This window comes from Streptomyces sp. NPDC001851, from assembly GCF_040297165.1.
In the GTDB taxonomy this organism is placed as follows: Bacteria; Actinomycetota; Actinomycetes; order Streptomycetales; family Streptomycetaceae; genus Streptomyces.
Window position 1 is genome coordinate 125,235 of the sequence record NZ_JBEOYR010000010.1, and the last position, 22,638, is coordinate 147,872.

The following is a 22,638-nucleotide window of genomic DNA, read 5'->3' on the forward strand; positions in this document are numbered from 1 at the left end:
GGTCCCGATGAGCCGAGTGATCCGTGCCGCCCTGTTCCAGACCGCGTGGACCGGCGACAAGGAATCCATGATCCAGGTCCACGAGCAGGCGGCCCGCGACGCGGCCGCCCAGGGCGCCCAGGTCCTGTGCTTCCAGGAGCTGTTCTACGGCCCCTACTTCTGCCAGGTGCAGGACACGGCCTTCTACGAGTACGCCGAGCGGATCCCGGACGGCCCGACCGTCCGGCGCTTCCAGGCCCTCGCCCGCGAGCTGGGCATCGTCCTCGTGCTGCCGATGTACGAGGAGGAGCAGCCGGGCGTGCTGTACAACACCGCGGCCGTGATCGACGCGGACGGGTCCTACCTCGGCAAGTACCGCAAGACCCACATTCCCCAAGTAAGGGGATTCTGGGAGAAGTTCTACTTCCGCCCGGGCAACAGCGGCTGGCCCGTCTTCGACACGGCCGTCGGGAGGATCGGCGTGTACATCTGCTACGACCGCCACTTCCCCGAGGGCTGGCGGGCGCTGGGCCTGGCCGGCGCGGAGATCGTCTTCAACCCCTCGGCCACCTCGCGCGGCCTGTCCCGCTACCTCTGGCAGCTGGAACAGCCGGCGGCGGCCGTCGCCAACGAGTACTTCGTCGGCGCCATCAACCGGGTCGGGGTGGAGGACCTGGGCGACAACGACTTCTACGGCACGACCTACTTCGTGGACCCCGAGGCCCGGTTCGTCGGCGAGGTCGCGAGCGACAAGGAGACCGAACTCGTCGTCCGCGACCTGGACCTGGCCAAGCTCCGGGAGGTCCGCGACCGCTGGCAGTTCTACCGGGACCGGGCGCCGGGGGCCTACGAGCCGCTGACGGCACCCTGACCGGAACCGAGTGACCGAGGGAGCACCATGAGCAGCCGTACCGTCATCCGCGGCGGTCTCGTCATCACCGCGTCGGACGAGATCCACGCCGACGTCCTGGTCGAGGACGGCCGCGTCGCCGCCCTCGCCGCCTCCGGCACCCCCGCGGCCGGGGCGTTCTCCGCCGAGAAGGTCATCGACGCCACCGGGAAGTACGTCATCCCGGGCGGCGTCGACGCCCACACCCACATGGAGCTGCCGTTCGGCGGGACCTTCGCCTCCGACACCTTCGAGACCGGCACCCGCGCGGCGGCCTGGGGCGGTACGACGACGATCGTCGACTTCGCGGTGCAGAGCGTCGGCCACACCCTGCGCGAGGGCCTGGACACCTGGCACGCGAAAGCCGAGGGCAACTGCGCGATCGACTACGCCTTCCACATGATCGTCTCCGATGTGAACCAGGAGACGCTCAAGGAGATGGACCTGCTGATCGAGGAGGGCGTGACCAGCTTCAAGCAGTTCATGGCCTACCCGGGGGTCTTCTACTCCGACGACGGGCAGATCCTGCGCGCCATGCAGCGCTCCGCCGAGAACGGCGGCCTGATCATGATGCACGCCGAGAACGGCATCGCCATCGACGTGCTGGTCGAGCAGGCGCTCGCCCGGGGCGAGACCGACCCGCGCTACCACGGCGAGGTCCGCAAGGCGCTGCTGGAGGCCGAGGCCACCCACCGCGCCATCCGGCTCGCGCAGGTCGCCGGCGCCCCGCTGTACGTCGTGCACGTCTCCGCCATGGAGGCGGTGGCCGAGCTGGCGCGGGCCCGCGACGAGGGCCTGAACGTCTTCGGCGAGACCTGCCCGCAGTACCTGTTCCTGTCCACCGACAACCTCGCCGAGCCGGACTTCGAGGGCGCGAAGTACGTGTGCAGCACCCCGCTGAGGCCGCGCGAGCACCAGGCCAGGCTCTGGCGGGGACTGCGCACCAACGACCTCCAGGTGGTCTCCACCGACCACTGCCCGTTCTGCTTCGTGGGCCAGAAGGAGCTGGGCCGCGGGGACTTCTCCAGGATCCCCAACGGACTGCCGGGCGTGGAGAACCGCATGGACCTGCTCCACCAGGCCGTCGTCGACGGGCACATCTCCCGCCGCCGCTGGATCGAGATCGCCTGCGCCACCCCGGCCCGCATGTTCGGCCTGTACCCGAAGAAGGGCACCATCGCGCCGGGCGCCGACGCCGACATCGTCATCTACGACCCGCACGCCGAGCAGGTCATGTCGGCGAGGACGCACCACATGAACGTCGACTACTCGGCCTACGAGGGCAAGCGTGTCACCGGCCGGGTCGAGACCGTGCTCTCGCGCGGCGAGCCGGTCATCACCGAGCGGGAGTACACCGGACACGCCGGCCACGGCGTCTTCACCCCGCGCTCCACCTGTCAGTACCTCACCTAGGAGTGGCGCACATGGACTTCGGACTCGTCCTGCAGACCGACCCGCCGGCCTCCCGCGTCGTCAGCCTGATGAAACGGGCCGAGCGCAACGGGTTCACGTACGGCTGGACCTTCGACTCCGCCGTGCTCTGGCAGGAGCCGTTCGTCATCTACAGCCAGATCCTCGCGAACACGACGAAGCTGAAGGTCGGCCCGATGGTCACCAACCCGGGCACCCGCACCTGGGAGGTCACCGCCTCCACCTTCGCCACCCTCAACGACATGTTCGGCAACCGCACCGTCTGCGGCATCGGCCGCGGCGACTCCGCGATGCGCGTCGCGGGCCGCAAGCCCAACACGCTCGCCCGGATCAGCGAGGCCATGAAGGTCATCCGGGCCCTCGGCCGGGGCGAGGAGGCCGACCTCGGCGGCACGGTGATCAGGTTCCCCTGGATCAAACCGGGCGCCGAACTCCCCGTCTGGATGGCCGCGTACGGCCCGAAGGCGCTGAAGATGACCGGCGAGGAGGCCGACGGATTCATCCTGCAGCTGGCCGACCTCTACCTGACCGAGTACATGGTGAAGGCCGTCAAGGACGCGGCCGTCGCCGCCGGCCGCGACCCGTCCGAGGTCACCATCTGCGTGGCCGCCCCCGCCTACGTCACCGCCGACGACTCGCCCGAGGCCCTCGCCCACGCCCGCGACCAGTGCCGCTGGTTCGGCGGCATGGTCGGCAACCACGTCGCCGACCTGGTCGCCAAGTACGGCGAGCACTCCTCCCAGGTCCCCGAGGAGCTCACCGACTACATCAAGGCCCGCGAAGGGTACGACTACTCCCACCACGGGCGCAGCGGCAACCCGGACACCCGGTTCGTGCCGGACGAGATCGTCGACCGGTTCTGCGTCATCGGACCGGCCGAGCGGCACATCGAGAAGCTGACCGCGCTCCGCGCGCTGGGCGTCGACCAGTTCGCGGTGTACGACATGCACGACGCGCAGGAGGCCACCATCGACGCCTACGGCACCAAGATCATCCCGGCCCTCAGCGCCTGATCCACCCACTGGTCTCGTTCGATTGGCCTGCCCATGACCGACACCGCCCCCACGGCCATACCGCCCTCCGCCCAAGTCACCCTCCCCGACGGCCGCGTGACGATCGCCCCCGGCGCGCCGCGGCCCAGCGGCCCCTACGCCAACGCGGATCTGCTGCCGGTCCCGGTCGAGAAGCGCACCTGGACCACGTACAACTTCTGCGCGCTCTGGGTCGGCATGGCCCACAACACGGCCTCCTGGACGCTGGCCTCCGGTCTGATCGCCGTCGGCATGGACTGGAGGCAGGCGGTGTTCACCATCGCCCTCGCCAACCTGATCGTGCTGGTGCCGATGCTGCTGACCGGACACGCCGGCCCCAAGTACGGCATCCCCTTCCCGGTCTTCGCCCGCGCCTCCTTCGGTGTGCGCGGCGCCAATCTGCCCGCCGTGGTACGGGCGTTGGTGGCGTGCGGCTGGTTCGGCATCCAGACCTGGATCGGCGGCGAGGCCATCTACTTCCTCGCCGGGAAGCTGATCGGCGACAGCTGGTCGAACGCGGCGCACATCGGCGGCCACGCCTGGACCATGTGGCTGTCGTTCGCGCTGTTCTGGGCGGTCCAGGTGGCGATCATCCACCGGGGCATGGAGACGATCCGCCGCTTCGAGAACTGGGCCGCCCCCTTCGTCCTGGCCGGCGCGTTCGTGATGCTGTGGTGGATGAGCAGCAAGGCCGGCGGCGTCGGCCCGCTCTTCGGCCAGCCGTCGAGGCTCGGCTGGGGCGGGAGCTTCTGGAAGCTCTTCTGGCCCTCCCTGATGGGCATGATCGGCTTCTGGTCGACCCTGTCGCTGAACATCCCGGACTTCACCCGCTACGGCAGGAGCCAGAAGGCCCAGACCTGGGGCCAGGCGCTCGGTCTGCCGACCACGATGACCCTGTTCGCGTTCCTGTCCGTCCTGGTCACCTCCGGCTCCCAGGCGGTGTACGGCAAGCCCGTCTGGGACCCGGTCCAGCTGGCGGCGAAGACGGACAACGTGGTGGGCCTGCTCTACGCCCTGGTCACGGTCCTGGTGGCCACGCTCTCGGTGAACATCGCGGCCAACCTCGTCTCGCCGGCCTTCGACTTCTCCAACGTGGCGCCGAGAAAGGTGAGTTTCCGCACCGGAGCGCTCATCACGGCCGTCCTCGCGGTCCTCATCTTCCCCTGGAAGCTGTACTCCGACCCGCAGGGCTACATCTTCACCTGGCTGGGCCTGGTCGGCGGCCTGCTCGGCACGGTCGCGGGCATCCTCGTCGCCGACTACTGGCTCCTGCGCCGCACCCGCCTGGACCTCGCCGACCTCTACCGCACGGGCGGCCGTTACTGGTACACGGCCGGCTGGAACTGGCGGGCGGTCGCCGCCTTCCTGGCGGGCGGCGTCCTCGCCATCGGCGGCGCCGACCTCAGGCCCCTGACCGACGGCCGCCCCGTCCCGGCCCTGTCCGCCCTGGCCGACTACGGCTGGGCGGTGGGCCTCGGCACGTCCCTGGTCCTCTACCTGGCCCTCACCCTGCTGACGGCCCGCAGGCACAGCACGCCCTAGCGGAATCCCCGGGGGCGGGCGCTCACCCGGACTGCCCGCCCCCGAGCGCGCCGACCGCGGCCCGCGCCGCCTGGATGGCCCCCTTGTTGATCTCGTCCGTCCCGGGCGCCTTCTTCGTCTCGAAGTCGCTGCCGTTGTAGGTGACGATCACCAGGGCGTTGGACACCCGGACCATGACCACGCCCTCACGGGTCTGCTGCTTGTCCTCCGTGGTCAGATTCACCACCGAGTAGGCGCTGCTCCCGAGCCCCGGTACGGCCCCGCCGCCGCTCTTCTCGCCCACCCGCTGCTGGTACTCCTGCTGCGCCTCCTGCTCCGACGCGCTGATCTCGAACGACACGTCGAGCCAGCGGTAGTCGTAGCCCTGCAGTGCGTTCCAGGAGCAGGTGCGGCGCAGCTTGGGGTCCGTCGACGGGATCTCCTTGCCCGCGGTCCTCGCGCCGGGCACCAGGGCCTTGACGGTCGCCGCGGGCACGCTGGCGCAGGGGGAGGGCGCGGCGGAGTACGCCTTCGCCCCGGCGCCGGCCGCCGGGTCGGCGGAGCCGGAAGAGCCCGGGGAACCCGAGGAGTTCGAGGAGTCCGAGGCCGACTGGGCGGACGTCTGCTGGGCCGCCTGGTGCCCGGCGGCCGCCGGCGCGGCGGGTCCGGACGCCAGCGCCCAGCCGGCACAGGCGAGGACCGCGACCGGCGAGATCCGCGCGGTCAGGGCGAGCGGCAGAGGAAGAGAACGCACAGCGCACTTCTCGTGGGGGAGCGGGTACGGAAGGGGTCTGCAGGGGGGACGGGGACGCCAGTGTCACATGAGTCCCTGTGCGGCGGAAGCGAAAACTCGCAGCGTGCCCGCGCGATCACGACAGCGCGCTCACGACGTCCCCCTCTGCCCCTTATGTGCCTCCAGCCGGCGGCGGGCGCCGACTTCGCCGGGGTACTCGCGGACGGTGAAGGACGCGAGGGACCAGCCGACGGCCCGAGCGGCCAGGGCGGCCAGAGCGGGTGCCGCGACCAGCCAGAGGACGCGACCGGCGTCCTGGCGTGCCTTCTCCTGTCGCCGGCGCGCTGCCGGCCATCCCCGGACCGCGGCCACGACCGACCCGGCCGTCTGTCGCATGGCTGATCGGGTCCGAGGTGGCAGCTACGGCACACGCGCCGTCCACTCCGCGGAGGCGAACTTCCTCCGCGCCAGCTCCTCCGCGCGCGCCAGCTCCTCGTCCGTGATCTTGCCGGGCGCCAGGCCGTACCGCGCGCGGAACGACTCGACCATCCGGTCGATGACGGCCTCACGCGGCAGCCCGGTCTGCCGCCGCAGCGGATCGACCCGCTTCTTCGCGCTCGTCGTCCCCTTGTCGGACAGCTTCTCGCGCCCGATGCGCAGCACCTCGGTCATCTTGCCGGCGTCGATGTCGTACGCCATGGTCACGTGGTGCAGCACGGCGCCCGGGCCCCCGCCGGGGCCGACGATCCGCTTCTGCGCCGCGCCGGCGATCTTGCCCTGGTCGGTCGCGATGTCGTTCAGCGGCTGGTACCAGGCCCGGATGCCCATGTCGCCGAGGGCGCCCAGCACCCAGTCGTCCAGATAGGCATAGCTGTCCTGGAAGGACAGGCCCTGCACCAGGGACTCGGGCAGCGACAGGGAGTACGTGATCGTGTTGCCGGGCTCCACGAACATCGCGCCGCCGCCGGAGATCCGCCGCACCACCTCGATGCCGTGCCGCGCGGCGCCCTCCGGGTCCACCTCGTTGCGCAGGGACTGGAAGCTGCCGATGATCACCGCCGGGGCGGCCCACTCCCACACCCGCAGCGTCGGCGGCCGGCGGCCCGCGGCGACCTCGGCGGTCAGCACCTCGTCCAGGGCCATGTGCAGGGCGGGCGGCTGCGGCTGCTCGTGGATCAGCTGCCAGTCGTAGTCGGTCCAGTCCGTGGCACGCGCGAGGGCGCGGCGCACCGCGATCCCGACGCCCTCCGACGTCAGGCCGTACATCACCGTCCCCGCGGGCAGCGCCGCCTCGATCCGGGCGGCCAGGCCCGCCGCGTCCGTGTCCGCGGGAGCGCCCTCCAGCGCGCCGTTCACCGCGTCCAGCGCCTCGTCGGGCTCCAGGAAGAAGTCGCCCGCCACGCGCACCTGCCGCAGCACGCCGTCCTCGGCCTCCACGTCCACGACGACGAGCTTGCCGCCGGGCACCTTGTACTCACCGTGCACCGCCTGGGCCCTCCTTCCTGCCGCACGAGATCAACGTCGCAGGTGGCCGCCGTGTTCCCCGGACGGCGATCACGCTCGTACGATCACCCGGAAGACGTACCCGAGCCGAGGAGGCGTCCGTGTTCACCACCCGGCCCACCCTGCAGGGCACCTTCGGCATGGTGTCCTCCACCCACTGGCTGGCCTCCCAGTCGGCGATGGCGGTGCTGGAGACCGGCGGGAACGCCTTCGACGCCGCCGTGGCCGGGGCGTTCGTGCTGCACGTGGTGGAGCCGCACCTGAACGGGCCGGCCGGCGAGGTACCGATCCTGCTCGCCCCGGCGGGCGGTGCGGTCAAGGTGCTGTGCGGCCAGGGGGTCGCCCCGGCCGGAGCCACCGTCGCCCACTACCGGGGGCTCGGACTGGACCTCGTACCCGGCACCGGGCCGCTCGCGGCCGCCGTGCCCGGCGCCTTCGACGCCTGGCTGCTGCTCCTGCGCGACCACGGCACGAAGTCCCTGGACGACGTCCTGCGGTACGCCATCGGATACGCCGAGCACGGGCACGCGCCCGTGGAGAAGGTCGGCGCCACCGCGGAGGCGGTACGGGAGCTGTTCGAGACCGAGTGGACCTCGTCGGCCGAGGTGTACCTGCCCGGCGGCCGGGCGCCCCGGCCCGGTGAGCTCTTCCGCAACCCCGCGCTCGCCGCCACCTGGAGGCGCCTGCTGGCCGAGACCGCGGGCGCCGGCGACCGGGAGGCCCGGATCGACGCCGCGCGCGAGGTGTGGCGCTCCGGATTCATCGCCGAGGCCCTGGTACGGCAGTGCGGGCGGCCCACGCTCGACACCAGCGGGAGGCGGCACACCGGCACGCTCACCGGGGCCGACCTCGCCGGCTGGTCGGCCGCCTACGAGACCCCGGTGACCTACGACTGGAACGGCTGGACCGTGTGCAAGGCCGGCCCCTGGAGCCAGGGCCCCGCCCTCCTCCAGCAGCTCGCCCTGCTCCCGCCCGAGCTGCCCGCCCACGGCTCCGCCGCCTACGTCCACCTGCTGATCGAGGGCTGCAAGCTCGCCATGGCCGACCGTGAGGCCTGGTACGGGGACGCGGCCGAGGTGCCGGTGGCCGACCTGCTCTCGGACGGCTACAACGCCGGGCGGCGGGCCCTGGTCGGCGCCAGGGCCTCCTGGGAGCTGCGGCCCGGCAGCCCCGGCGGACGCGCCCCGCGGCTGCCGGCGCAGGCCTGCGCGCGCGTGGAGACCGGCGACCGCGGCTTCGACCCGATGGGCGCCGGTGAGCCGACGGTCGCGGAGCTCCCCGGCGAGCCGCGGATGACCGCCGACGGCACGACCCGCGGCGACACCTGCCACCTGGACGTCGTCGACCGCTGGGGCAACATGGTCGCGGCCACGCCCAGCGGCGGCTGGCTGCAGTCCAACCCGGTCGTGCCCGAACTGGGCTTCCCGCTCGGCACGCGCCTGCAGATGACCTGGCTGGAGGAGGGCCTGCCGAACTCCCTCACCCCGGGCCGCCGCCCGCGCACCACCCTCACCCCGTCGCTCGCGCTGCGCGACGGGGTGCCGGTGCTGGCCTTCGGCACGCCCGGCGGCGACCAGCAGGACCAGTGGCAGCTGCACTTCTTCCTCGCCGCCGCCCTGCGTGCCCCGGTCCGCGGCGGACTCGACCTCCAGGGCGCGATCGACGCCCCGAACTGGCACAACGACAGCTTCCCCAGCTCCTTCCACCCACGCGGCCGCCGCCCCGGCAGCGTCACCGTGGAGTCCCGCATGGACCCCGGCGTCATCGAGGAGCTGCGGCGGCGCGGCCACGACGTCACCGTCGGCCCCGCCTGGTCCGAGGGACGCCTGTGCGCGGTGGCCCGGGACCCGGAGACCGGCGTGCTGGCGGCGGCGGCCAACCCGCGGGGGATGCAGGGGTACGCGGTGGGCCGCTGAGCGGCCGTCCGGCACCCGTTCTTCATCCCGATTCCAGCCGGTGTGCACCCCGCGGGCGGGGATTGTCAGTGGGACGTGCTCTCATGGACGCATGATCGAAGACACGGAAACCATCGACGAGTTTCTCATCCGCTGCTCGGCCGACGTGGAGGAGGCGGTCCGCAAGGCGGCCGCGGCCGAGATCCTGCCCCGCTTCCGCCGCCTCGCCGAGCACGAGGTGGACCAGAAGAGCGGCCCCCACGACCTGGTGACGGACGCCGACCGGCTCGCCGAACTGCGGCTCACCGAGGACCTCGGCGCCCTGCTGCCCGGCTCGGTCGTGGTCGGCGAGGAAGCGGTGCACGCCGACCCGGCGACCTACGCGGCGCTCCAGGGCGACGCACCGGTCTGGATCGTCGACCCGGTCGACGGCACCCGCCAGTTCGTGCACGGCGACGACGGGTTCTGCACCCTGGTCGCGCTCGCCCACCGGGGTGTCGTCCTCGCCTCCTGGACCTACGCCGCGGCGCGCGACCAGCTCGCCACCGCGGTCCGCGGCCGGGGCGCCCACCTCGACGGCGAGCGGCTGCTCGCGGGCCGGCCCGAGCCCGGCCGCGACCTCGTCGTCGCCACCTCCCACCCGGACTACACCACCGACGAGCAGAAGCGCGCCCTGCACGCCCTGTGGACCGACGGCCTGGCCCCCCGCCCCTGCGGTTCGGCCGGCCTGGAGTATCTCGCCGTCGCCCGGGGCGAGTTGGACGCCGTCGCGTTCTCCTGGGAGGCGGCCTGGGACCACGCGGCCGGCCTGCTCCTCGTCGAGGAGGCGGGCGGCGCGCATCTCACCCGCGCCGGCGAGCCGTTCCGCGTGACCGGCGGCAACGCACTGCCGTTCACGGCGGCCCGGGACGCCACGACCGCCGAGCGGGTGGCCGCACTGCTCCGGTCGGCGCCCTGAGCCCCGCCCGAGGCCCCTGCGGCATCGGTCCGCACCCCAACGGCGCAATCGGCCCGCCCGGCACTCGACGGCGGCTCGGGGGCGCCCGCGGGTCGCGGACGTCGGCCGCCCGGGACACCTGCCCACCGGCGTCGGCCCACCCGGCCCGAGGGCATGTCAGTCCTCCGGCATATCCTGGCCCCGAGTGGCCATCGGCTGACGAAGGGGTCCGAAGGTGCCGTCGATGCTCGATGCGGTCGTGGTGGGTGCGGGACCGAACGGACTGACCGCTGCCGTGGAGCTGGCCCGCCGCGGCTTCTCCGTCGCGCTGTTCGAGGCGAGGTCCACCGTGGGCGGCGGCGCCCGCACCGAGGAACTGACCCTGCCCGGCTTCCGGCACGACCCGTGCTCGGCCGCCCACCCCCTCGGCATCAACTCGCCCGCGTTCCGCGCCCTGCCCCTCGACCGCTACGGCCTTCGGTGGCTGCACTCCGAGCTGCCGATGGCGCACCCCTTCCCCGACGGCACCGCGGCCGTGCTCGCCCGCTCGGTCGCCGAGACGGCCGCCTCCTTCGGACCGCGCGACGCGGGCGCGTACCGCAGACTGGTCGAGCCGTTCCTCCCCCACTGGGACACCCTCGTACGGGACTTCATGTCCCTGCCGCTCAGCGCGCTCCCGCGCGACCCCGTCACCCTGGCCCGCTTCGGCCTGGCCGGGCTGCCGCCGTCCACCTGGCTGCTGCGCCGCTTCAAGGACGAGCGGGCCAAGGCCCTGTTCGCCGGTCTGGTCGCGCATGTGATCGCGCCGCTGAACGGCCTGGCCACCGGCGCCATCGGCCTGGTCTTCGCGCTGTCCGCGCACGCCCGCGGCTGGCCGGTGCCGCGCGGCGGCTCCCAGGCGATCTCCGACGCCCTCGCCTCCTACCTCACGGACCTGGGCGGCGCCGTGCACACCGACTACGAGGTCAAGCGGCTGGACGACCTGCCGCCCGCGCGGGCGTACGTCTTCGACACCTCACCCACCGCGCTGGCGCGCATCGCCGGCTTCGGCGACCACTACCGCAGCTACCGCTACGGCCCGAGCGTCTTCAAGATCGACTACGCGCTGGACGGCCCCGTGCCCTGGACCGCACCCGAGGCCCGCACCGCCACGACCGTACAGATCGGCGCGAGCAAGGACGAGATCTCCACCGCCCTGCGCGCCGCCTCCCGCGAGGACCGCGCCCCCGGCAGACCGTTCATGATCACCGTGCAGCCGAGCATCGTCGACCCGACCCGCGCCCCCGAGGGCAAACAGGTCTTCTGGGCGTACGGCCATGTCCCGAACGGCTGGTCCGGCGACCTCACCGACGCCATGGAACGCCAACTGGAGCGCTTCGCCCCCGGCTTCCGCGACCGCGTACTCGCCCGCGCCGTCGCCGGCCCCGCCGAGCTCGCCGCCCACAACGCCAACTACGTCGGCGGCGACATCGCCTGCGGCGCGGCGTCCGGACTGCAACTGCTGCTGCGCCCGAAACTGTCCCTGTTCCCGTACCACACCCCGCATCCGGCGGTCTTCATCTGCTCCGCGGCCACCCCGCCGGGGCCGGGTGTGCACGGCATGTCGGGGCACAACGCGGCCAAGGCCGTCTGGCGGAGACTGAGGCAGACATGACCACCATCACCCTCGTCCAGGGAGACATCACCCGGCAGAGCGCCGACGCGATCGTCAACGCGGCCAACTCCTCCCTCCTCGGCGGCCGAGGGGTCGACGGCGCGATCCACCGGCGCGGCGGCCCCGCGATCCTCCGGGAGTGCCGCGCCCTGCGCGCCTCCCGGTACGGCAAGGGCCTGCCCACCGGCCAGGCGGTCGCCACGACGGCGGGCGAACTGGACGCCCGCTGGGTCATCCACACGGTAGGGCCGGTGTATCGGGATTCCGGCAGCGATCCGGCGCTGCTCGCCTCCTGCTACCGGGAGTCACTCCGCGTGGCCGACGAGCTGGGCGCCCGGACGGTCGCCTTCCCGGCGATCTCCACCGGCGTGTACCGGTGGCCGATGGACGACGCGGCCCGCATCGCGCTGGAGACGGTGCGGAACACGCCGACCGCCGTGGAAGAGGTGCGGTTCGTCCTCTTCGACGACCGGGCGTACGACGCCTTCGCCGCGCAGCTTCGCTGACGGAGCCGGTGGCGGGGGCGAGTTGCCTGTCGGACCCTCGCGACCACGGCACCGCCAGGGTCGCTCACCACGCCCGCTGCCGGGGCCCGCACCGCAGCCGGCCCACCACGAGTCAGGGTGCAGGCGGACTTTGGCGGGCGATGCGGCTCCGGCTCACCCGTGGCTCACGAACCAGTCGTCTGACGCTGACCAGTTCCTCCAGCGCGTGGCTCGCCCGGGCCAGGATCCTCGCGCCGCACCTCGTTCCGAGGCTCAACGACGTTCTCGGGCCGCACACCGTGCGGATGATCCGCGTGGTGAAGAGTGACCTCGCGCCGCCCGTGCTGTCTGCCTCCGCCGAGGCAGGCGACACGCTCCTCTGGCGGCCGGTGCCGCCGGCACCCGCCCCCGGCGTGCAACCCGCCTTCGCCCGGCAGACGAAGCTGCTGCCGAGGGAGCCCTCCCGCCCGCGGTAGGAAGCTGTGCGTGAAGCGGCCGCGTCGCGGACAGAGGCGTCTGCTGAAACCGGAGACACGGCCGGGGGCGATCGGCATGCTGGGGGCATGGCGGCTGAATCGGCGAATGACACCGACGGAACGGGTGCTACGGCCGAGGGAAGTGATGCCCCATCGGGCGGCTTCATCAGGAAGATATGGGACAGCAGGCCCAAGTTGCTGTTGATCAGCCTCGCTCTCCTGGTCGCGGCGGCCCCGTTGGCTGTGCCTATGGCGTTGGCCTACCGCAACCGTGAATCCCCGCTGCTGTCCGCAAGTACGGTCGTTGGCGGGCCGTCCCTCTCCAACGGGCGGACAGTGCAGGTCAGTTTCAAGATCCCCAAGGGGTACTCACAGCTCGTGCTGCGCTTTGGCCTGCGCAACCAGCGACCCGCCGAATGCCTGGGAGCGGGAACGGTGGACCTGCGCGCCGTGTCCGGCACCGCCGACCCCCAGTGGCATCTGAAGACCGGGGCCTCGGACGTCGTCACGCAGATCGTGAAGATAAAGGAGCCGTCCGATCTGGTGGTTCTGTCCGTCGGGCTCACCACGCTCGGCGACTGCCGGACCGACCTGCAGGTGCTGCCCTACCGGGTCATGGACCGCTCTGGCGGGCCGGTGAGCGTCGAGGCCATCGTCCTGGCAAGCGTTTCCGCACTGCTGACGGTTCCGGCGGCGGTCTTCCTCTTGCGCTACCTGTGGTTCGACTGGCGCTCCGTGTGGCTCGGCCTGTCACGTTCCCGGCGCGAACGGTCGTACGACTGGGAACCGCGGGTCCGGCTTCGCGTGGCCGAAGACCGGCTGGCGGAGGCTCTCCGCCAGCCGGCACCCCCACCTCGACCCGCCCAGCGAACCGGCCCCGACGACGAGCATCCCCCTGACCAAGGGCGGCAGGACCACGCGTCGTCGCGCTCGACTTCGGATCGCCTCGGTCTCTCCAATCTCTGGGACGTGACGCATGCCCGGCTGGACCTCTATCACCGGATCGCCACCGGCCAGGCATCCAAGTCCTTCCGTAACGCGCAAATCGCGATGGGGTCAGGGTTCGTGCTGCTGATCGGCTTTACGGTGCTGGCGATCGTGGCGCGTTCCCCGACGGCCAGTGTCGTGGCGGGTGCGCTGGGTGTGACGTCGGCAGGGCTGGCCGGGTATGTCAGCCGTACCTTCGTCCGGTCGCAGGAAAACGCCGCCAGTCATCTACGTGCCTACTTCGATCAGCCGCTGGAGTTCTCGAGGTTCCTTGCAGCGGAACGGCTCATCGCCGATGCCGGTCTGAGCGCTGAGCAGCGTGCGGAGATCCTGGCCGGCCTCGTACGGGCCATGGTCGCCTCCGGGCTCCCGCCGGGCGCGACGACGGACGCCACGACGTCAGGGGAACCGGGCCGGAACGGTGCCGCTGACCAGGCTCCAGCGGAATGAGGTTTCGCACCGAGCTGCTGGACGCGCCCTCTTCAGGGCTGTCGCTGTCCTGATCTTCTTCGCCAAGCACCGGCACGGCCGGCGTCGGCTCTTCCTCGCGTGGCGGGCCGGCCGGGATCAGGCGGGGAGGCGGCGTACCAGGAGGTAGGTCCGCCGGCTGGGGTGCTCATGTCCGAGGTGGGGTGCTCGGTCGAGCCGTGCGGTGAGGGAGAGGCCCGCTCGGGCGAGGGCCGCCGTCTCGGAGACCGGGTCGAGGAAGCGGAAGGTGAGGTCGACGGGGCGGTCCCACCATTCGGTGAGGTGTGTGGCCTGTCCGGGGCGGGTGTCGCTGTCGCTGGTGTGGAAGGCGAGGAGGGCATGGCCGCCGGGGCGCAGCACCCGGGCGAATTCCCGGTACGCGTCGGCTCGTTGGGTCCGGGACAGGTGGATGACGGCGTACCAGCACAGTATGCCGCTCACTGTCCGCGAGCGGATCGGCAGCGCGGTCATGTCCGCGGCGGCGAACGGCAGGGCGGTGGCGCGGTGCGCGAGGGTGCACATGGCAGGTGACAGGTCGACGCCGAAGGCGGGGACTCCACGGCGGGACAGGTGGGCTGTCGCGTGGCCCGGGCCGCAGCCCACGTCCACGACCGGTCCGTCGGAGGCCAGTTCGGCGAAGGCGTCCAGCAGGGCGCGGTCGAGGGGCTTGCCGTCGAGTTCGTCGCCGATCTCGGCGGCGTAGCGGTCGGCCACCGTGTCGTAGCTGCGGCGTGTCACGGCGGACGCCGCGGCATGCGCGTGCGGTGCTGTCATGTCTGGCTCCGGTCGGTTCGGACGAGGGCCTCGGCGCCGATCGGCGTGAACCCGGCGGCGAGGAAGGCGCGCAGGGAGCGGGCGTTTCCCGGGGCGACGGCGGCGTAGACGGGCTCGCCCTCCGGGATCAGGGTGAGGGCGTCGGCGAGCAGCGCCCGGCCGTGCCGGCGGCCTCCGTCCGCGGGCTGACGCAGCTCGATGCTGAGCTCCGTACGCCCGGCCAAGCCCGCCGCGAGCGTGACCAGGCCCCGCTCGTCGCCGAACACCCGGACGTGCGAGCGCAGTTCCCGGGCATACAGGACCCTCGGGTGGCCGTCGGCGTCCGTGAGCGGCCGCAGGCGCGGTGTGCCGCCGGTGCCGAGGTGCACGAGGGTGGCGTCGACGCCGCCGATCCAGCCCCCGGGTCCGGCGAGGGCGCGCAGGAAGTCCGGGGACAGGGAGCCGCCGAAGCCGTCGGGCGCGTGGGCGTGGACCTGCGCGGCGGGCAGCGCGGTGGCGACGACGGCGTGGCCGGTGAAGGCGACCGAGCATTCCAGGCCGCCGGGCAGCGCGGGCAGCACCGTGACGGCCCCGTCGGCGGGTGGGAAGCGTCCCTCGGCGGCGTCGAGGAGGTACTCCAGCAGCGGGTGCGGGGGCGCGAGTGCGGCCCGGTGGGCGTCGAGGAACGCCAGCAGTGCGGCGTTGAACCGCTCCGGCTGCTCCAGGTTCGGCAAGTGAGCCGCGTCGTCGACGACGACGAGGGCCGAGTCGGCGACGAGCCCGTGCACGAGCTCGGCCTGTGCCACCGGCGTGCAGGTGTCGTCCGCGCCGACCATCACGAGGGTCGGTACGCGCACGTCCCGCAGCGTGCTGCGGTAGTCCGGCCGTCCGGCCCGCCCGCGCAGGGCCGCAGCGGCCCCGGCCGGGGCGGTAGCGCGCATCATGCCCAGGACGTGCCCGGCGACCTCGGGCAGGCCGGTCACATGGTGCGGCGCGATCATCTTGTCGATCACCTCGGCCGCGTATCCCTCCATGCCCTCGGCCAGCAGCCGGTCGGCGAGGGCGTTGCGGAAGTCCCTGCCCTGTTCGGTCTCGGCGACCGGCGAGGTGCCGGCCAGCACCAGCGCGGCCACCCGCTCGGGGTGGCGGCGGTGGAACTCCATGGCGATCTGCCCGCCCATGGACAGCCCGGCCACCACGGCACGCTCCGCCCCGAGGTGGTCGAGCACGTGCGTGAGATCCCGGGCGAAGTCCGACAGCAGCGTCGTACCGGGTACGACCGTGCTCTGCCCGTACCCGCGCAGATCGGGGACGACCACCCGGTACCCGGCGTCGACGAGCGCGTCCACCTGGGGACGCCACATGCTGCGGTCGAACGGGTGCCCGTGGATCAACAGGACCGGCACTCCCGCGGGGGAGCCGACGTCGTCACAGGAGAGGGTGACACCTGTCGCGACGAGGACCTCACAGGCTCTGGCCCTGGCCGCCGAAGTCGTCGCTCTGCCGGTGGAGTCCATGCCGGTCGCCTTTCCGGTTCGGGGTCATGGCGTGGTCCTCCAGGTTGTCGGTACGGCGCAGGCTCCGCACAGGGCCCGGCGGAACTCCGGCCCCTCGGTCATTGTCCAGCAGGCGCTGCCCCGGGTGATCCGCGCCGCCGCTGCCCGGACGCCGCCTCAGACCTGCTCGCGAGCTCGCAGGCGGCGCAGCATGCGGGGGTCCTCGAAGCCGACCGCGCGAGCGGCGGCACCCACCGTGGCGCCGTGGCTGATGAGGTGCTCGGCGCGTTCGAGACGGAGGGTCTGCTGATAGCGCAGGGGGGTGAGGCCACCGGTGGCGCGGGTGAAGAGGCGGGTGAGGGTGCGTTCGCTCACGCCCACGGTCGCGGCCAGGGCGGACAGGGGCAACGGCTGGTCGAAGCGGGCGTCGAGCAGGTCCTGGGCGTGATGCACGGTGTCGTCGAGGTGGGACCGGTACCGGAGCATGGCGCTGGCCTGCGGTTCATGGCCGTTGCGCCGCGCGTAGACGACCATGTCCCGGGCCACCCGGGCGGCGACGGCGGGGCCGTGCCGGATGGCGATCAGGTGCAGGGCCAGGTCGATGCCGCTGGCGATGCCGGCCGAGGTGACCACCCGGTCGTCGGCGGTGTACAGGACATCGCGTACGACCGTCGCCCTGGGGTGGCGGCGTGCGAGCTCGTCCTGCAGATCGTGGTGGGTGGTGCAGCGGCGGCCGTCGAGCAGGCCGGCTCGGCCGAGCGCCTCGGCGCCGGCGCAGACGCTGGCGACGGTCCCGCCCCTGGCGTGGTGGTCCCGGAGGGCCTGCAGGGACGCCGCGCCGATGGCGGGACCGCCGGCCAGGGTGAGCGCCCGCCAGCCGGGCACCACGATCAGGTCCTCGGGGCCGAGCTCGGGCCAGTCGAGCCGGGCCACCAGGGGCACACCCTGAGCGGTGGGAACCAGCGGCTGCTCGGCGATGTAGCCGAGTGTGTAGGGGTGCCCGAGGCCGCAGGCCGTGGAGAAGACCTGCGCGGGGCCCGCCAGGTCCAGCAGATGGAGTCCGGGCACCAGGAGAAAGGCGATGTGGCTCACGATCCGGTCATCATGCCCGAGGCCCGGCCGCGGCCTCCAGCTGCCCGACGGTGGTGATGGTGGCAAAGCGTCCGGCAAGGGCGTACTCGGTGCGCCTGATGATCTCCTCGGCGCTCAGGGTGCGGGGGTCCGACAGCAGTTCGGCGACGCTCTGGCCGGCGGGAGCGTCACGGTGCGGGATGGGGTTGGTCGCGGTGGCGTCGATGACGAAGGTGACCCGGTAGCCGAGGTCGCTCGCGACGCGGGTGGTGGTCTCGACGCACTGCTCGGTCCGGATGCCGCAGACGGTGAGCTCCTGGATGCCGCGCTCGGTGAGCAGTTGCTGCAGGTTGGTGGTGGTGAAGGCGTTGTGCGAGGTCTTGTGGACCAGCGGTTCCGTGTCCCGGCGCCGCAACTCCTCCATCAGGCGGACATGGCCGAGGGCGGGGTCGAAGACATCGCCGCTGCCCGGCTCGGAATGCAGCACCCACACCACCAGGTCCCCGGCCTGGCGGGCGAGCCGGACAAGGCGGTCCACCTGGTCGGCGATCTTCGGGTTGGAGATGGTCTCCCACAGCGGGCGGGCGCGGAAGGATTCCTGGACGTCGATGACGATCAGTGCTCGGGTCATGCCCCAAGCCTGACCCGCGGGGCCGGAGCGGCGACAGGCCTCATCGGGTCCGGGGACGGACCGATCCGGTCACCGCCGGGCAAGGGCCGAGGCCGCCGGTGCCTGGTGCGGGCGTCCGCGCACCGCCGTGTCCCGCTCGTGCGCGGCGCCGGCCGTGACGGCCGTGCTCAGGACGGCGCCGGCGTGACGAAGACGACCCGCTGATGGACCCGGTTGCGGCGCGGGGTCGAGGGCTGTGTGGCCCCTGAGTGTGTCGTCGCCCGGCAGGCGAGGACGTGTTCACCGAGCGCGGACGGCGTCCAGGTGAGGGCGAATCTCTGCCATGCGTGTCCGGTACGGGCCGCGACCTCGGCCGGTGCCCAGGTGTGGCCCCCGTCGACCGAGACGTCCACCCGGGCGACCGGCTCGCAGGCCCAGGCCCATCCCCAGATCTCCACGGGCCGGCCGGGATGCACCTGCCCGTCCACGGGAGCCACGAGGCACGAGTTGGGAGCCAGCTCCCACACCGGTGTGGCCACCGAGGAGCCTTCGCCCGGCGGGTCCATGTAGTACGTCGTGGTGAAAGCGCCGGCACTGCGCCGGTCCGAAACCGTCAAGGAGGTCAGCCACTTGGTCGAGTTGGTGCCGTAATAGCCGGGTACGACGAGGCGGACGGGCCCTCCGCGGCGTACCGGCAACGGGGATCCGTTGACGGTCAGGGCGACCAGGGCGGTGCCGTCCATCGCCTTGCCCAGGGGCAGATCCTTCTCGTAGCGCTCGTGGTACCGGGAGTCGAACACACCGTGGTCGGCACCGGTGGAGATGACATAGGCCGACCCGTCCTCGATCCCGGCCAGGCCCAGAAGTTCGCTGAGCGGTACACCGCCCCAGCGGACGTTGCCCACCCGCCGCTGCGGGACGGTGGGCGCGAGAGGGCTGCCGGCGCATTCGTGCACCGACGTGATCTCGGTCTGCGGCAGGCCGCGCAGATCGTCGAGGGACAGGGTCAGCCGCCGTCCGACCCTCCCGCCGACCGTCAGGGACCAGGTGTCGGTGGGGACATCGGGGATGCCCAGGTGCCAGACCGAGAACACATCGGCCTCCGGGGTCAGGTACGACGTCATGTCCTCGGGCCGCAGCTCCTGGGTCAGCCCGAAGCCCTTCCGCAGCATGGGGGTTCCGCGGGAAGCAGGCGTGGCGTGTGTGCTTCGTTCCTGGTCGGCGTCCTGGGATGTGGTCACAGCCGGACTGTAGTGACCGGGGAACTCGCCGGGAAATGCCTTTCGCGGCACATCCATGCACGTCAGGCATGGAGGTCCGACGCGAGGCCCTCGCACGTCCCCAGACCGCCGGCCACGACACGCTGCGCACCGTCCGCAGGGTGACCTCGTACAGGCGCCCGCCCACGTGGTCAAGGGTGTATGCCCGGCCGGCGCCGTCGAACTCCACCCGGATGGTGCTCGCCCCGGACAGACCGGTCACGACGCGGTGGGTGCCGTCGGCCAGGTCGCCCTCGTACGGCCGGCCGCCGCCGTCCTTCCGGCCGACGTACGCCTTGCCCCTCCCGTCCAGCGCCACGGCGGAGACGCCCGCCGGCAGGCCGTCGGCGACCGTCGTCCTCCGCCGGCATTTTGTGTCAATGCGATGAATGCAGAGAGGGTTTCGTCCGGTCAGGACAGTGCACGCAGGGCTCCGCCGAGCAGGGCCACGCCCTCGGCGATCGCTCCCGGAGCGGTGGCCGCGTAGCCCAGCACGAGCCCCGGCGGGCCGGGCAACTGCCGGTGCCAGGACAGCGGCTGGCACTTCACACCCCGTGCCAGCGCGGCGGCGGCCACCTCGGTGTCGGGTACGTCCGCCGGGTACGTGACCGTCAGATGCAGGCCGGCGGCGGCGCCGTGCACGGTCCCGCCGGGCAGGTGCTCGGCGAGGGCGGCGATCATCGCGTCGCGGCGCTCGCGGTGCCGGCGCCGCGCCAGCCGCAGCCGCCGCTCCATGTCACCGGAGTCCATCAGCCGGGCGAGCACCAGTTGCGGCAGCACCGGGTTGCCCAGGTCGTTGAACCGCTTGGCGTCGACCAGCGCCGCGCGATGGCGGGGCGGGGCGACCAGCCAGCCGATGCGCAGCGCCGGGGCGAGCAGCTTGGACACACTGCCCATGTAGCACACCCGGTCGGCCAGCAGGGCCCGCAGCGCGGGGACCGGCGGGCGGTCGTAGCGGTGCTCCGCGTCGTAGTCGTCCTCCAGGATCAGCCCGCCGTCCCGTGCCCAGCCCAGCAGCTCACGCCGGCGCTCGCCGCTGGTCACCACGCCGGTCGGGAACTGGTGGGCCGGCGTGAGCAGCACCGCCGGGGCGCCGGTCGCCCGCAGCGCGTCCACCCGCACCCCGTTCTCGTCCACCGGCACCGGCGGGGTGCCGAGGCCTCCGCTGCGCAGATGCCGGCGGGCCCCGAGCGAGCCGGGGTCCTCCACGGCGACCGTGCCGATGCCGTCCGCCCGCAGTACCTGGTGCAGCAGCGTGAGCGCCTGGGCGGTGCCCGCGACGATCAGGACCTCGTCCGGCTCCACCCGCACGCCCCGCATCCGCGCGAGCCATTCGGCGACGGCCCGCCGCAGCGCGGGGGCGCCGCGGGGGTCGCCGTAGCCGAGGTGCTCTGCGGACAGGTCCGCCAGGACCGCGCGCTCGGCACGCAGCCAGGCGGTACGCGGGAAGGCCGCCAGGTCGGGCCGCCCCGGGGTGAAGTCCACGCGGGCCGGGGCGTCCCGCAGCGCGTCGAAGACATCGCCCTCCGGGGCGCCGGCGAACGGGGCCGGCGGGGCGGGACAGCGGTGGCCCACGCCGGGGCGCGGGGCGCGGAGTGCCCGAGGGGCCGGGACGCTGGCCGCACGGGAGGGCGGGGCACCGGGACCGCGAGGGGACGGCGGCGCCGGCGCCCCCGACGTGGGGTGGGGTGCGGGGTCGGCCGGGTGGAGGGGTGCGGTGCCGGGGGTGTGAGGGAGTGGTGTCCCGGACGTGGGGTGGGGTGCGGGGTCGGTCGGGGCGAGGGGTGCCGTCCCGGGGGTGTGAGGGGACGGTGTCCCGGAGGCGGGGAGGGGCCGGGCAGGAGGGGGTGACGCGGTGCCGGCCGGGTCGGTGGGCGCGGTGCCGGGTGCGTCGGTGTCCGGCGGTCCGGACGGGTGGTCGGGCGGTGCAGCGGACGTGCCGGGGAGGGGCCTGCGCGGCGCGCCCCGGTGCGCTGGGCCCTCCGGTGGCTCACCGGACTCCGGAGCCCCGCCCGCCGGGACGCGCCGCGCCCGGGGGAACGGCGCCGCAGGGATCGGGGCCGCGACCACCACCGTGCCCCCGCGGCGGCGGCCCTCCAGGTGGCCGTCCTCGGCGAGGCGCCGGTACGCCTCGGTGACCACGCCTCGGGAGACGCGGAGTTCGGCGGCCAGTACCCGGGTGGGCGGCAGTCTGCTGCCCACCGCGAGCCGGCCGTCCGCTATCGCCTGCCGCAGCCGGCCCGCCAGCCACTCCGCCTTCCGGCCGGCGGGCACATCACCGGCCGCCAGCTGCAGGAAGTCCGAGCCGCGGCCCGGGAGTTCGCCCGTGACGGGCGTGGATGTCCCCTCGTTCACCCTGCCGATGCTGCCACGAGGGCCGGAGCGGGGCCCGGCACCCGCCGACCGGCCTCCCTCGTCCGCGCCCCGCCCCGCTGCCTCCCCCTCCCGCTCCGCTGCCTCCCCCCGCCCCGGCTGCCTCCCCCCCGCCTCGGCTCCGCCCCCGCGTGACATCATCGGCCGAGGTCAGGAACGCCGTCGTACGAGGAGCACGATGAAACCCGCTCTCACCGCACCCCCGGCCGTCGGTGCCGCTCTGCTGGACGACTTCTCCCTGGAGATGACCGGCAAGGACGTGTCGCGGCTGGAGGAGGCGCAGGGCAGCATCCCGCGGGGCACCCGGATCAACATCACCTTCCTCGCCGGCGAGGACCTCGGCATGCGGCTGGCGGCCGCCCGCGCGGTCAAGCGGCTCGGTTTCGTCCCCGTACCGCACATCTCCGCGCGCCGCCTGCCCTCCCGCGCCGCCCTGGAGGAGTTCCTGGCCGGGCTGTCCGCGGACGGAACCGCGGAGAACGTCTTCGTCGTCGGCGGCGACCCCGCCCGCCCCGAGGGCCCCTACGAGGACGCCCTCGCCGTCCTGCGCACCGGTCTGCTCCAGCGCCACGGCGTCCGCCACGTCGGCATCAGCGGCTACCCGGAGGGCCACCCCGCGATAGCCGACCGCACCCTGTGGTCGGCGCTCACCGACAAGGCGGCGGCCATCGGGGCGCACCGGTTCGGCGGCGACGTCATCACCCAGTTCGGCTTCGACGCCGACCCGGTCCTCACCTGGCTGGAGGCCGCCCGTGCCCGTGGCGTGCACCTGCCCGTCCGCATCGGCGTGCCCGGGCCGGCGGGCGTGCGCCGGCTGCTCGGCTACGCCACCCGCTTCGGCGTCGCGACCAGCGCCTCCGTCGCCCGCAAGTACGGTTTCTCGCTGACCAACCTCATGGGCACGACCGGCCCGGACCGCTTCCTGCACGCGCTCGCCCGCCGCTACGACCCCGAGCGGCACGGCGCGGTGAAGGTGCACTTCTACACGTTCGGGGGACTGGGCACCACCGCCGAGTGGGTCGCCGGGTTCCGGCAGACCGGGTAAGCCCCACAGGCAGGCCAGGCAGGCCAGGCAGGCCAGGCAGGC

At 73.1% G+C, this 22,638-nt stretch carries 19 protein-coding genes; 10 read left to right on the forward strand and 9 right to left on the reverse strand.

The window, feature by feature from the left end:
* Window positions 1–7 precede the first annotated feature (7 nt).
* The 4 genes from ABT171_RS16900 to ABT171_RS16915 are packed head-to-tail and all read left to right on the forward strand — an operon-like array spanning window position 8 to window position 4,872.
* Complete coding sequence (locus ABT171_RS16900) at window positions 8–850, forward strand: nitrilase-related carbon-nitrogen hydrolase (protein ID WP_351244355.1); 843 nt, start codon at window positions 8–10, stop codon at window positions 848–850.
* A 27-nt stretch (window positions 851–877) separates the two neighbouring features.
* Window positions 878–2,281, forward strand: a complete 1,404-nt coding sequence (hydA, locus tag ABT171_RS16905) for a dihydropyrimidinase (RefSeq protein WP_351244357.1) — start codon at window positions 878–880, stop codon at window positions 2,279–2,281.
* Window positions 2,282–2,292: 11 nt separating this feature from the next.
* Window positions 2,293–3,312, forward strand: a complete 1,020-nt coding sequence (locus tag ABT171_RS16910) for a TIGR03842 family LLM class F420-dependent oxidoreductase (protein WP_351244359.1) — start codon at window positions 2,293–2,295, stop codon at window positions 3,310–3,312.
* A gap of 33 nt (window positions 3,313–3,345) precedes the next feature.
* Complete coding sequence (locus tag ABT171_RS16915) at window positions 3,346–4,872, forward strand: NCS1 family nucleobase:cation symporter-1 (protein ID WP_351244361.1); 1,527 nt, start codon at window positions 3,346–3,348, stop codon at window positions 4,870–4,872.
* 22 nt (window positions 4,873–4,894) lie between these two features.
* Here the strand turns inward: ABT171_RS16915 and ABT171_RS16920 are convergent, their stop codons facing one another.
* From ABT171_RS16920 to lplAB, 3 genes are all read right to left on the reverse strand, one after another.
* On the reverse strand, window positions 4,895–5,605 hold the full coding sequence (locus ABT171_RS16920) for a hypothetical protein (protein WP_351244363.1): 711 nt from the start codon (window positions 5,603–5,605) through the stop codon (window positions 4,895–4,897).
* Between the two features lie 129 nt (window positions 5,606–5,734).
* Window positions 5,735–5,980 carry a hypothetical protein gene (locus ABT171_RS16925; RefSeq protein ID WP_351244365.1) on the reverse strand — a complete coding sequence of 82 codons (246 nt, stop codon included), beginning with the start codon at window positions 5,978–5,980 and terminating at the stop codon, window positions 5,735–5,737.
* A 24-nt stretch (window positions 5,981–6,004) separates the two neighbouring features.
* Window positions 6,005–7,069: a lipoate-protein ligase LplAB gene (gene lplAB, locus ABT171_RS16930; RefSeq protein WP_351244367.1), complete on the reverse strand. Its 1,065-nt coding sequence runs from the start codon at window positions 7,067–7,069 to the stop codon at window positions 6,005–6,007.
* A 119-nt stretch (window positions 7,070–7,188) separates the two neighbouring features.
* On the opposite strand from lplAB, the gene ABT171_RS16935 reads away from it, so the two are divergent.
* From ABT171_RS16935 to ABT171_RS16955, 5 genes are all read left to right on the forward strand, one after another.
* Window positions 7,189–9,003, forward strand: coding sequence for a gamma-glutamyltransferase family protein (locus ABT171_RS16935; protein WP_351244369.1), 1,815 nt, complete (start codon window positions 7,189–7,191; stop codon window positions 9,001–9,003).
* A 91-nt stretch (window positions 9,004–9,094) separates the two neighbouring features.
* Window positions 9,095–9,940, forward strand: coding sequence for an inositol monophosphatase family protein (locus ABT171_RS16940; RefSeq protein WP_351244371.1), 846 nt, complete (start codon window positions 9,095–9,097; stop codon window positions 9,938–9,940).
* Window positions 9,941–10,154: 214 nt separating this feature from the next.
* Window positions 10,155–11,573, forward strand: a complete 1,419-nt coding sequence (locus tag ABT171_RS16945) for a phytoene desaturase family protein (protein WP_351244373.1) — start codon at window positions 10,155–10,157, stop codon at window positions 11,571–11,573.
* Window positions 11,570–12,079, forward strand: a complete 510-nt coding sequence (locus ABT171_RS16950; protein WP_351244375.1) for an O-acetyl-ADP-ribose deacetylase — start codon at window positions 11,570–11,572, stop codon at window positions 12,077–12,079. The genes ABT171_RS16945 and ABT171_RS16950 overlap by 4 nt, the downstream gene beginning before the upstream one ends.
* Before the next feature lie 542 nt (window positions 12,080–12,621).
* Complete coding sequence (locus ABT171_RS16955; RefSeq protein ID WP_351244377.1) at window positions 12,622–13,971, forward strand: hypothetical protein; 1,350 nt, start codon at window positions 12,622–12,624, stop codon at window positions 13,969–13,971.
* A 117-nt stretch (window positions 13,972–14,088) separates the two neighbouring features.
* Here ABT171_RS16955 and ABT171_RS16960 read toward each other — a convergent pair whose 3' ends face one another.
* The 6 genes from ABT171_RS16960 to ABT171_RS16985 all read right to left on the reverse strand — a co-directional run bounded on the left by ABT171_RS16960 (window position 14,089) and on the right by ABT171_RS16985 (window position 21,533).
* Window positions 14,089–14,763: a class I SAM-dependent methyltransferase gene (locus ABT171_RS16960; RefSeq protein WP_351244379.1), complete on the reverse strand. Its 675-nt coding sequence runs from the start codon at window positions 14,761–14,763 to the stop codon at window positions 14,089–14,091.
* Window positions 14,760–16,259 (reverse strand): alpha/beta fold hydrolase, encoded by a 1,500-nt coding sequence (locus ABT171_RS16965; RefSeq protein WP_351244380.1) that lies wholly within the window; start codon window positions 16,257–16,259, stop codon window positions 14,760–14,762. Before ABT171_RS16965 ends, ABT171_RS16960 begins: the two co-directional genes overlap by 4 nt.
* A gap of 156 nt (window positions 16,260–16,415) precedes the next feature.
* Entirely contained in the window at window positions 16,416–17,330 is a 915-nt protein-coding gene (locus tag ABT171_RS16970; protein ID WP_351244381.1) for a GlxA family transcriptional regulator, read from the reverse strand.
* Window positions 17,331–17,340: 10 nt separating this feature from the next.
* Entirely contained in the window at window positions 17,341–17,940 is a 600-nt protein-coding gene (locus tag ABT171_RS16975; RefSeq protein ID WP_351244383.1) for an isochorismatase family protein, read from the reverse strand.
* Between the two features lie 167 nt (window positions 17,941–18,107).
* Complete coding sequence (locus ABT171_RS16980) at window positions 18,108–19,160, reverse strand: molybdopterin-dependent oxidoreductase (protein WP_351244385.1); 1,053 nt, start codon at window positions 19,158–19,160, stop codon at window positions 18,108–18,110.
* A gap of 429 nt (window positions 19,161–19,589) precedes the next feature.
* Entirely contained in the window at window positions 19,590–21,533 is a 1,944-nt protein-coding gene (locus ABT171_RS16985) for an aminotransferase-like domain-containing protein (RefSeq protein WP_351244387.1), read from the reverse strand.
* A 196-nt stretch (window positions 21,534–21,729) separates the two neighbouring features.
* On the opposite strand from ABT171_RS16985, the gene ABT171_RS16990 reads away from it, so the two are divergent.
* Window positions 21,730–22,596, forward strand: coding sequence for a methylenetetrahydrofolate reductase (locus ABT171_RS16990; RefSeq protein ID WP_351244389.1), 867 nt, complete (start codon window positions 21,730–21,732; stop codon window positions 22,594–22,596).
* The last annotated feature ends 42 nt before the right edge of the window (window positions 22,597–22,638 follow it).

Bases quoted from the DNA above. Each gene is read 5' to 3' on its own strand.
- ABT171_RS16950 (WP_351244375.1), top strand. From the start codon at position 11,570: ATGACCACCATCACCCTCGTCCAGGGAGACATCACCCGGCAGAGCGCC.
- ABT171_RS16910 (WP_351244359.1), top strand. From the start codon at position 2,293: ATGGACTTCGGACTCGTCCTGCAGACCGACCCGCCGGCCTCCCGCGTC.
- hydA (WP_351244357.1), top strand. From the start codon at position 878: ATGAGCAGCCGTACCGTCATCCGCGGCGGTCTCGTCATCACCGCGTCG.
- ABT171_RS16990 (WP_351244389.1), top strand. From the start codon at position 21,730: ATGAAACCCGCTCTCACCGCACCCCCGGCCGTCGGTGCCGCTCTGCTG.
- ABT171_RS16965 (WP_351244380.1), bottom strand. From the start codon at position 16,259: ATGGACTCCACCGGCAGAGCGACGACTTCGGCGGCCAGGGCCAGAGCC.
- ABT171_RS16915 (WP_351244361.1), top strand. From the start codon at position 3,346: ATGACCGACACCGCCCCCACGGCCATACCGCCCTCCGCCCAAGTCACC.
- ABT171_RS16925 (WP_351244365.1), bottom strand. From the start codon at position 5,980: ATGCGACAGACGGCCGGGTCGGTCGTGGCCGCGGTCCGGGGATGGCCG.
- ABT171_RS16940 (WP_351244371.1), top strand. From the start codon at position 9,095: ATGATCGAAGACACGGAAACCATCGACGAGTTTCTCATCCGCTGCTCG.
- ABT171_RS16955 (WP_351244377.1), top strand. From the start codon at position 12,622: ATGGCGGCTGAATCGGCGAATGACACCGACGGAACGGGTGCTACGGCC.
- ABT171_RS16960 (WP_351244379.1), bottom strand. From the start codon at position 14,763: ATGACAGCACCGCACGCGCATGCCGCGGCGTCCGCCGTGACACGCCGC.
- ABT171_RS16900 (WP_351244355.1), top strand. From the start codon at position 8: ATGAGCCGAGTGATCCGTGCCGCCCTGTTCCAGACCGCGTGGACCGGC.
- ABT171_RS16975 (WP_351244383.1), bottom strand. From the start codon at position 17,940: ATGACCCGAGCACTGATCGTCATCGACGTCCAGGAATCCTTCCGCGCC.